Annotated in this window: 7 protein-coding genes; all 7 read left to right on the top strand. The window is 69.5% G+C overall.

Going from position 1 to position 7331, the window contains the following annotated elements:
- Nucleotides 1-233, top strand: a 233-nt coding sequence (locus tag M8859_RS12720) for an integrase core domain-containing protein (RefSeq protein ID WP_249643902.1), incomplete at its 5' end; no start/stop codon positions are given.
- A 270-nt stretch (nt 234-503) separates the two neighbouring features.
- A complete protein-coding gene (locus tag M8859_RS12715) occupies nt 504-1289 on the top strand; it encodes a GntR family transcriptional regulator (protein WP_195070603.1) in 786 nt (261 codons plus the stop codon).
- Nucleotides 1290-1517: a 4Fe-4S dicluster domain-containing protein gene (locus M8859_RS12710; RefSeq protein ID WP_043690033.1), complete on the top strand. Its 228-nt coding sequence runs from the start codon at nt 1290-1292 to the stop codon at nt 1515-1517.
- A 12-nt stretch (nt 1518-1529) separates the two neighbouring features.
- Entirely contained in the window at nt 1530-2954 is a 1425-nt protein-coding gene (locus M8859_RS12705; protein ID WP_249644249.1) for an ABC transporter substrate-binding protein, read from the top strand.
- Nucleotides 2951-3811, top strand: a complete 861-nt coding sequence (locus M8859_RS12700; protein WP_195070605.1) for an ABC transporter permease — start codon at nt 2951-2953, stop codon at nt 3809-3811. The genes M8859_RS12705 and M8859_RS12700 overlap by 4 nt, the downstream gene beginning before the upstream one ends.
- Complete coding sequence (locus M8859_RS12695) at nt 3808-4548, top strand: ABC transporter ATP-binding protein (protein ID WP_195070606.1); 741 nt, start codon at nt 3808-3810, stop codon at nt 4546-4548. Before M8859_RS12700 ends, M8859_RS12695 begins: the two co-directional genes overlap by 4 nt.
- Nucleotides 4545-7253: a fumarate reductase/succinate dehydrogenase flavoprotein subunit gene (locus tag M8859_RS12690; protein WP_159928209.1), complete on the top strand. Its 2709-nt coding sequence runs from the start codon at nt 4545-4547 to the stop codon at nt 7251-7253. Before M8859_RS12695 ends, M8859_RS12690 begins: the two co-directional genes overlap by 4 nt.
- The last annotated feature ends 78 nt before the right edge of the window (nt 7254-7331 follow it).

Here is a 7331-nt window from a genome sequence, read left to right as displayed (position 1 = left end):
TCACGCACAAACGCACACGGCCCTACCGGCCGCAGACCAACGGCAAGGTCGAACGGTTCAACCGCACCCTGCTCGAGGAATGGGCCTACGCCCGCCCCTACCGGTCCGAAACCGAACGCCGCGCCGCATTCACCGACTGGCTTCACGCCTACAATCACCACCGCGGCCACACCGCACTCGGCGGACACCCACCAGCCAGCCGCGTCCCCAACCTCTCAGGTCAGTACACCTAGACAGTGCGGCGACTTCGGAGATTCGCCGGTCGATTCCTAGGTACCTACGGTGCGCGACAGTAAACAAGGGCCGCTCAGCCCCCGCGTTCCCCTTTTCGAATCGCCGTGATCGGAATTCGAGGCACGGCGCACTACGTGGCGTATTCCCCGAACAGCGGCGCATATCGCCAGGTCGGACCGGGCGGAGCCCGGCGCAATAACATCCCCTGAATTCCGCGGGCGCGAACACCGGCACGGCCCCGCCCGCAACCCCCGTTATCGTCGCTATTCGTGCAGGTCAGCGACGGAAAGGCGGAGAAAGTGGCAGCGGAACCCACGCCGGTGCGGCAGTTGCGCGCCGATCAAGCGCGGCGGGTGGCCGACATCTTGCGCCATCAACTGCACGCGGGCGCGTTCGACGGCGCGCTGCCGAGCGAACAGCAGCTCGCCGCCGAATACGGCGCTTCCCGCAATACCGTCCGCGACGCCCTGACGCTGCTGAAGGACGAGGGCTTGATCGACCGGGCGCCCAAAGTGGGCACCCGGGTGGCCACCCGCAAGTACGACCACGGGCTCGACGCGCTGCTGGGGTTGCAGGAGACCTTCAAAGGCCACGGCACCGTGCGCAACGAGGTGCGCGCGGCGATGCACGTCGCCGCGCCGCCCGCCGTCGCGCGCAGGCTCGGTCTGGCGCCGGGCGAGCGCGTGGTCTACCTCGAGCGGCTGCGCTACCTGGCGGATCTGCCGCTGAGCCTCGACCTCACCTATCTGACGCCCGACATCGGCACCGAGGTGCTCGGCCACGACCTCGAGCACACCGATGTCTTCGTGCTGCTGGAACGCATCAGCGGCCACTCCCTCGGCTCCGCCGACCTCGCTGTGGAGGCCGTTCCCGCCGACCCGCACACCGCCTCCACCCTCGACGTTCCCGGCGGTGCGCCGCTGCTGATGCTGGAGCGACTGACGCGCCTGGACGACGGCCGCCCGGTCGACCTGGAATACATCCGGATGCGCGGCGACCGAATCACCATGCGCGGCAGCCTGACCCGCAGCACCCCCGAATGGAAGGTCCTTTAGATGGCACTCGTGAACCAGCGCGCCGACATCCCCGTCACCATCGACGAATCCCTCTGCATCCAGGGATGCACCCTCTGTGTGGAGATCTGCCCGCTCGACTCGCTGGCCATCAACCCCGACAACGGCAAGGCCTTCATGCACGTGGACGAGTGCTGGTACTGCGGCCCCTGCGCGGCCCGCTGCCCCACCGGAGCCGTGACCGTCAACATGCCCTACCTGCTCCGCTGATCTGGAAGACCGATGAAAGTGAAACTCGTCCCCGTCCTGCTCGCCGCCGCGCTCGCGCTGACCGGGTGCTCGCTCGAGCAGTCCGACGACACCCCGGCCGGCACCGTCAAGGTGGTCGTCGGCTACCAGTCCAAAACAATCAACACCGTCACCGCGGGCACGTTGCTGCGCGCGCAGGGCTACCTCGAGCAGCGGCTACAGAAGATCACCGATAACGGCGGGGCGAAATACCAGGTCGAATGGCAGGACTACGACACCGGCGCGCCGATCACCGCGCAAATGGTGGCCGAGAAGATCGACATCGGTTCTATGGGCGATTACCCCCTGCTGATCAACGGCTCCCGCACCCAGGCCAACGAGCGGGCGCGCACCGCACTGGTGTCGGTCACCGGGTACAACCCCAAAGGCGCGCTGAACATGGTCGTGGTGCCGAACGACTCGGCGGCCACCACCATCACCGACCTGGCCGGGCAGAAGATCTCGGCCAGCGTCGGCTCGGCCGGACACGGCACTCTGGTGCAGGCGCTGTCGCGGGCCGGAATCGATCCGGCCAAGGGCGTGGAGGTGCTCAACCAGCAGCCGCAGGTCGGCGCGACCGCGCTGGAATCGCGCCAGGTGGGCGCGCTGTCGCAGTTCGTCGCATGGCCCGGCCTGGTCGTCTTCCAGAACAAGGCCAAACTGCTCTACGACGGCGCCGAACTCGGCGTGCCGACCTTCCACGGCGTGGTGGCCCGGCGTTCCTACGCCGCCGATCACCCGGAAGTGCTCCAGGCGTTCCTCGCCGCGCAACTGGACGCCACCCAGTTCCTGCGGGAGAAGCCGTTCGAAGCCGCGAAGATCGTCGCCGACGGCTCCGGTCTGCCTCACGAGGTGGTGTATCTCTACAACGGTCCCGGCGGAACGAGTTTCGACACCACGCTCGAGCCGAGCCTGATCGCGGCGCTCAAAGGCGATGTGGCCTACCTGAAGTCGATTGGAGATTTCGCCGACCTGGACATCGACCGGTTCGTCGACGACGCGCCGCTGCGCAAAGCGTTCGCCGACGCCGGACGCGACTACGACCGGGAATCGACCGACACCGCCAACCCGACGCGGGTCACCGGCAGCGATCCCGTCTGTGGCATCGCGGCCGAGAATCCCGCACTGGCAGGTGAACTGTGGCTGGACGGGGAACCGAAACCCCAACCGGCCGCCGACCCGACCTGCCTGCTGCGCGCGATCCAGGCCGCGAAGGCGCAGGGCAAAACGATCCGCGCCGCCTACATCCCGGACACCGAACTCGGCACGCGCTGGTTCGCCGACAAGTCGATCTGGTTGCGCGACGGCGCCCGCTACCTGCCCTTCACCACCGCCGCCGCCGCGCAGCGCTACCGGCAGGCGCATCCGTCCGCCGCACCGGTCACCTACGACCAGGCCGTCACGGAAGTACGCGGATGACCAGCGAACTCGCCGTCCCAGCGGTGCGGGCGGGCGCGGCGGAGGCCGCCGTGACCCGGCCGGAGACCGCCCCCGCACCGCGCTCGGCATGGCGCTCCCGGCTGCTGCGGGTCGCCTCGGTCGCCGTCGCGGTGGGTCTGTGGCAACTGCTCACGGTCACCAACGTGCGGGCGGGCCTGCGCTTCGACACCCTGCCCACCGTCACCGAGATCGTCGCCGAATTCGGCACGCAACTGCGCGCCGAGCAGTACTACCTGGATATCGCCCAATCGCTGCTGCGGATCGTCACCGGATTCGGACTGGCCGCGGTGGTCGGCGTGATCGCGGGCATCGGCCTGGGCCGGTCGCGGCTGTTCGCCGACACCATCGGCCCGCTGGCCGAACTGATCCGGCCGATCCCGGCCATCGCCCTTGTCCCGGTAGCGATCCTGCTGTTCCCCAGCGACGAGTCGGGCATCGTGTTCATCACCTTCACCGCGTCGCTGTTCCCGGTGCTGGTCAGCACCCGGCACGCGGTGCGCGCCCTGCCCACGATCTGGGAGGACGCGGTCCGCACGCTCGGCGCGTCCCGGCTGGACGTGCTGGCGCGGGTGGTGTTCCCCGGCATCCTGCCCGGTGTCTTCAGTGGACTGTCGGTCGGCGTCGGCGTGGCATGGATCTGCCTCATCTCCGCGGAGATGATCTCCGGACGGCTCGGCGTCGGCTACCGCACCTGGCAGGCCTACACCATCGTGGACTATCCGGCGGTGTTCGTCGGCATGATCACCATCGGCGTCCTCGGTTTCGCGACATCGGGGCTGGTCGAGCTGGCCGGCCGCCGTATCACCCGCTGGCTTCCCAGAGAGGTCGAAGTATGACCACAGTGATCGACGCCCCGGCCTCGACCGGAATGCGCCTGAGCCTCACCGGTGTCCGGATCGCCTACGGCGGCGAACCGGTGCTCCACGGACTCGACTTGTCGATCGCGCCGGGGGAAATTCTGGTCGTGGTCGGCAAATCCGGCTGCGGCAAGTCGACCCTGCTACGCGCGGTCGCCGGGCTGCGCACCCCGGAAGGCGGTGCCATCCTCGCCGACGGCGCCCCCGTTACCGGCCCCGCCGCCGACCGCGCCTTGGTGTTCCAGGACGACGCGTTGCTGCCGTGGCGCACCGTGCGACAGAACATCGAACTCGCGCTGCGCCTGCGCGGCACGCCCCGCGCCCAGCGGCGAGCCGCCGCCCTGCACTGGGTGGACGAGGTCGGGCTCACCGGATACGCCGACTATCTGCCCCGCGACCTGTCCGGCGGCATGCGCCAGCGCGTTCAGCTGGCGCGCAGCCTGGCCGCCGCGCCGCGCGCCGTGCTGATGGACGAGCCCTTCGGCGCGCTGGACACTCAGACCAGAGAAACCATGCAGCGCCTGCTGATCCAGACCTGGCGCGCCCACCCCACCACCATCGTCTTCGTCACCCACGATCTCGACGAGGCCCTGCTGCTCGGCGACCGCATCGCCGTGCTCGGCGGCGGCACCCTGCGGGCGGTGGTACCGGTGCCCAGCCCGCGGGAAGCGATCGACCGGGCCGCGACGAAGGCCGAGATCCTGGAGAAGCTGTGAACATTCCGCAACTGTCCGAACGCATCCGGATGGACTGCGACGTGCTCGTGATCGGCGGCGGCACGGCGGGCACCATGGCCGCGCTCACCGCCGCCGAGCAGGGCGCGAACGTGCTGCTGCTGGAGAAGGCGCACGTGCGGCACTCCGGTGCGCTTGCCATGGGCATGGACGGCGTGAACAACGCCGTGATCCCGGGCAAGGCCGAACCGGAGGACTACGTTGCCGAGATCACCAGGGCCAACGACGGAATCGTGAACCAGCGCACCGTGTACCAGACCGCGACGCGCGGCTTCGCCATGGTGCAGCGGCTCGAGCGCTACGGCGTGAAGTTCGAGAAGGACGAGTACGGCGAGTACGCGGTGCGCCGCGTCCACCGCTCCGGCTCCTACGTGCTGCCGATGCCCGAGGGCAAGGACGTCAAGAAGGCGCTGTATCGGGTACTGCGCCAGCGCAAGATGCGCGAGAGGATCCGCATCGAGAACCGGCTCATGCCGGTGCGCGTTCTCACCGACAACGGACGCGCCGTGGGCGCCGCCGCACTGCACACCCGCACCGGCGAATTCGTCGCCGTCGGCGCGAAGGCGGTCATCCTGGCCACCGGACCGTGCGGCAGGCTCGGACTGCCCGCGAGCGGGTACCTGTACGGCACCTACGAGAACCCGACCAACGCCGGGGACGGCTACGCGATGGCCTATCACGCGGGCGCCGAACTCAGCGGCATCGAATGCTTTCAGATCAACCCGCTGATCAAGGACTACAACGGCCCCGCCTGCGCCTACGTCGCCAACCCCTTCGGCGGCTACCAGGTCAACGCCGACGGCGAGCGCTTCGTCGACTCCGACTATTGGTCCGGCCAGATGATGGCCGAGGTCAAGCGCGAGATCGAGTCCGCGCGCGGCCCCATCTATCTCAAGGTGTCGCACCTACCCGACGAGACGCTCAGCACGCTCGAGGGCATCCTGCACACCACCGAGCGGCCGACCCGCGGCACCTTCCACGCCAACCGCGGCCACGACTACCGCACCCACGACATCGAGATGCACATCTCCGAGATCGGCCTGTGCGGTGGACACTCCGCCTCCGGCGTGTGGGTCGACGAGCACGCCCGCACCACGGTGCCCGGCTTGTACGCCGCGGGCGATCTGGCGTGCGTGCCGCACAACTATATGATCGGCGCCTTCGTCTTCGGCGATCTCGCCGGTGCGCATGCCGCGTCCACCCTGGAGGACCTCGCCGCGCCCGCCGAGCTGCCCGAAGATCAGCTGGCCGCGGCGCACGAGCTGATCTACCGGCCGCTGCGCCACCCGGACGGGCCGCCGCAGCCGCAGGTCGAATACAAGCTGCGCCGATTCGTGAACGACTATGTGGCGCCGCCCAAGACGGCCACCAAGCTGGCCATCGCGGTGGAGACCTTCGACCGGATGCGCGAAGAGGTCGAGGGCATCGGCGCGCGCACCCCGCACGAGCTGATGCGCGCGGTGGAGGTGTCGTTCATCCGCGACTGCGCCGAAATGGCCGCCCGCAGCTCACTGACCAGAACCGAATCCCGTTGGGGCCTCTACCACGAGCGCGCCGACCTACCCGAACGCGATGACGTCGAATGGCGATACCACCTGAACCTGCGCAAGAACCCCGACGGAACCATGGCGTTCCTGAAGCGGCCGGTGGCGCCGTATCTGGTTCCGGTTCCCGGGCTCGACGACCTGCCCTCGGCCGATGCCGACGCCGTCACGGTGCACCAACCGCACCTGATCGCAGGCCGTGCGCCGCACACCGCCGCCGTTGAGCAGGATCGCGCCGGATCCGGCACTTCGGCGCAGCCCGCCACTCCCCCGTCGCCGAGAATCGTCGAGCTGCTCGCGCTCGACGAACCCACCGTGGCGCATCTGTCGTCCTATCTGACGGATCCGGACGCGGGCGTTCGGGCCGCGGCGATCTCGGTGCTGACCGAGCACACACCGGAGGGCTTCGCGACCGCCTTGGCCGACGCCCTGGATGACGAGGCGGCCTCGGTGCGGCGCGTCGCCGCGGCAGGCCTGCGTGAACTCGTGGAGGTCCTGCCCTCGGCGGCCGGGCTCGCCGACCGGCTCGATTCGAGTGATCCCGTCGTGCGGGCCACCGTGATCGACCTGTTGCGCGCGCTGCGGGCGGGCGATGCCGCGCGGTATCGCGCGGCCCTGGCCGACGTGGATCATCGCGTCCGCATCGAGGCGGTCCGCGCGCTGGTCTCGCTGAACGATCGCACCGGAGTGGCCACGCTCGCCGCGGACGACAACCGAGAAGTGCGGATCGCGGTCGCCCACGGCCTTGCCGCCATCGGCGACGGCGGAACAGAGGTGATCCGCCGTCTCGCCGCCGACCCGGATCCGCTGGTGCGCGCCGCGGCTCTGACCGCGTTCGCACAGCTGGGCGCCGAGCCAACCGACGTCACGGCGCTGGAGACCGCGGTTGGCCACTCGGCCTGGCAGATCCGGGTGGGCGCGGCGCGCGGGCTCGCCGGCGCCGACCCGGATCTCGCGGTGGCTGTCCTGGCCGCGGCCCTGCACGATCCGCATCTCGACGTCCGCAAGGCGGCGGTGCTGTCGCTGTCGGCGTGGCCGGACCTACCGGCAGCGCACGACGCGCTGCGCACCGCGATCGATGACACCGACGCCGATGTGCGCGCGTATGCCCGGCGGGCGCTGGCGACCCAGCCCACGGCCTAGCGCGACGTGGTTGCCGCAGCTCGAATCGCTGATTAGATTAGCGGCTCGACCGTTGCCGACTCGCTAGCCGGGTTATAG

This window comes from Nocardia sputi (genome assembly GCF_023501985.1).
The sequence above is the reverse complement of the archived record's forward strand: the minus strand, read 5'-3'. Positions and strand labels throughout refer to the sequence as shown.

Excerpts from the sequence above, each read along its gene's own strand:
- M8859_RS12710 (WP_043690033.1), top strand. The coding sequence starts at position 1,290 with ATGGCACTCGTGAACCAGCGCGCCGACATCCCCGTCACCATCGACGAA.
- M8859_RS12705 (WP_249644249.1), top strand. The coding sequence starts at position 1,530 with ATGAAAGTGAAACTCGTCCCCGTCCTGCTCGCCGCCGCGCTCGCGCTG.
- M8859_RS12700 (WP_195070605.1), top strand. The coding sequence starts at position 2,951 with ATGACCAGCGAACTCGCCGTCCCAGCGGTGCGGGCGGGCGCGGCGGAG.
- M8859_RS12695 (WP_195070606.1), top strand. The coding sequence starts at position 3,808 with ATGACCACAGTGATCGACGCCCCGGCCTCGACCGGAATGCGCCTGAGC.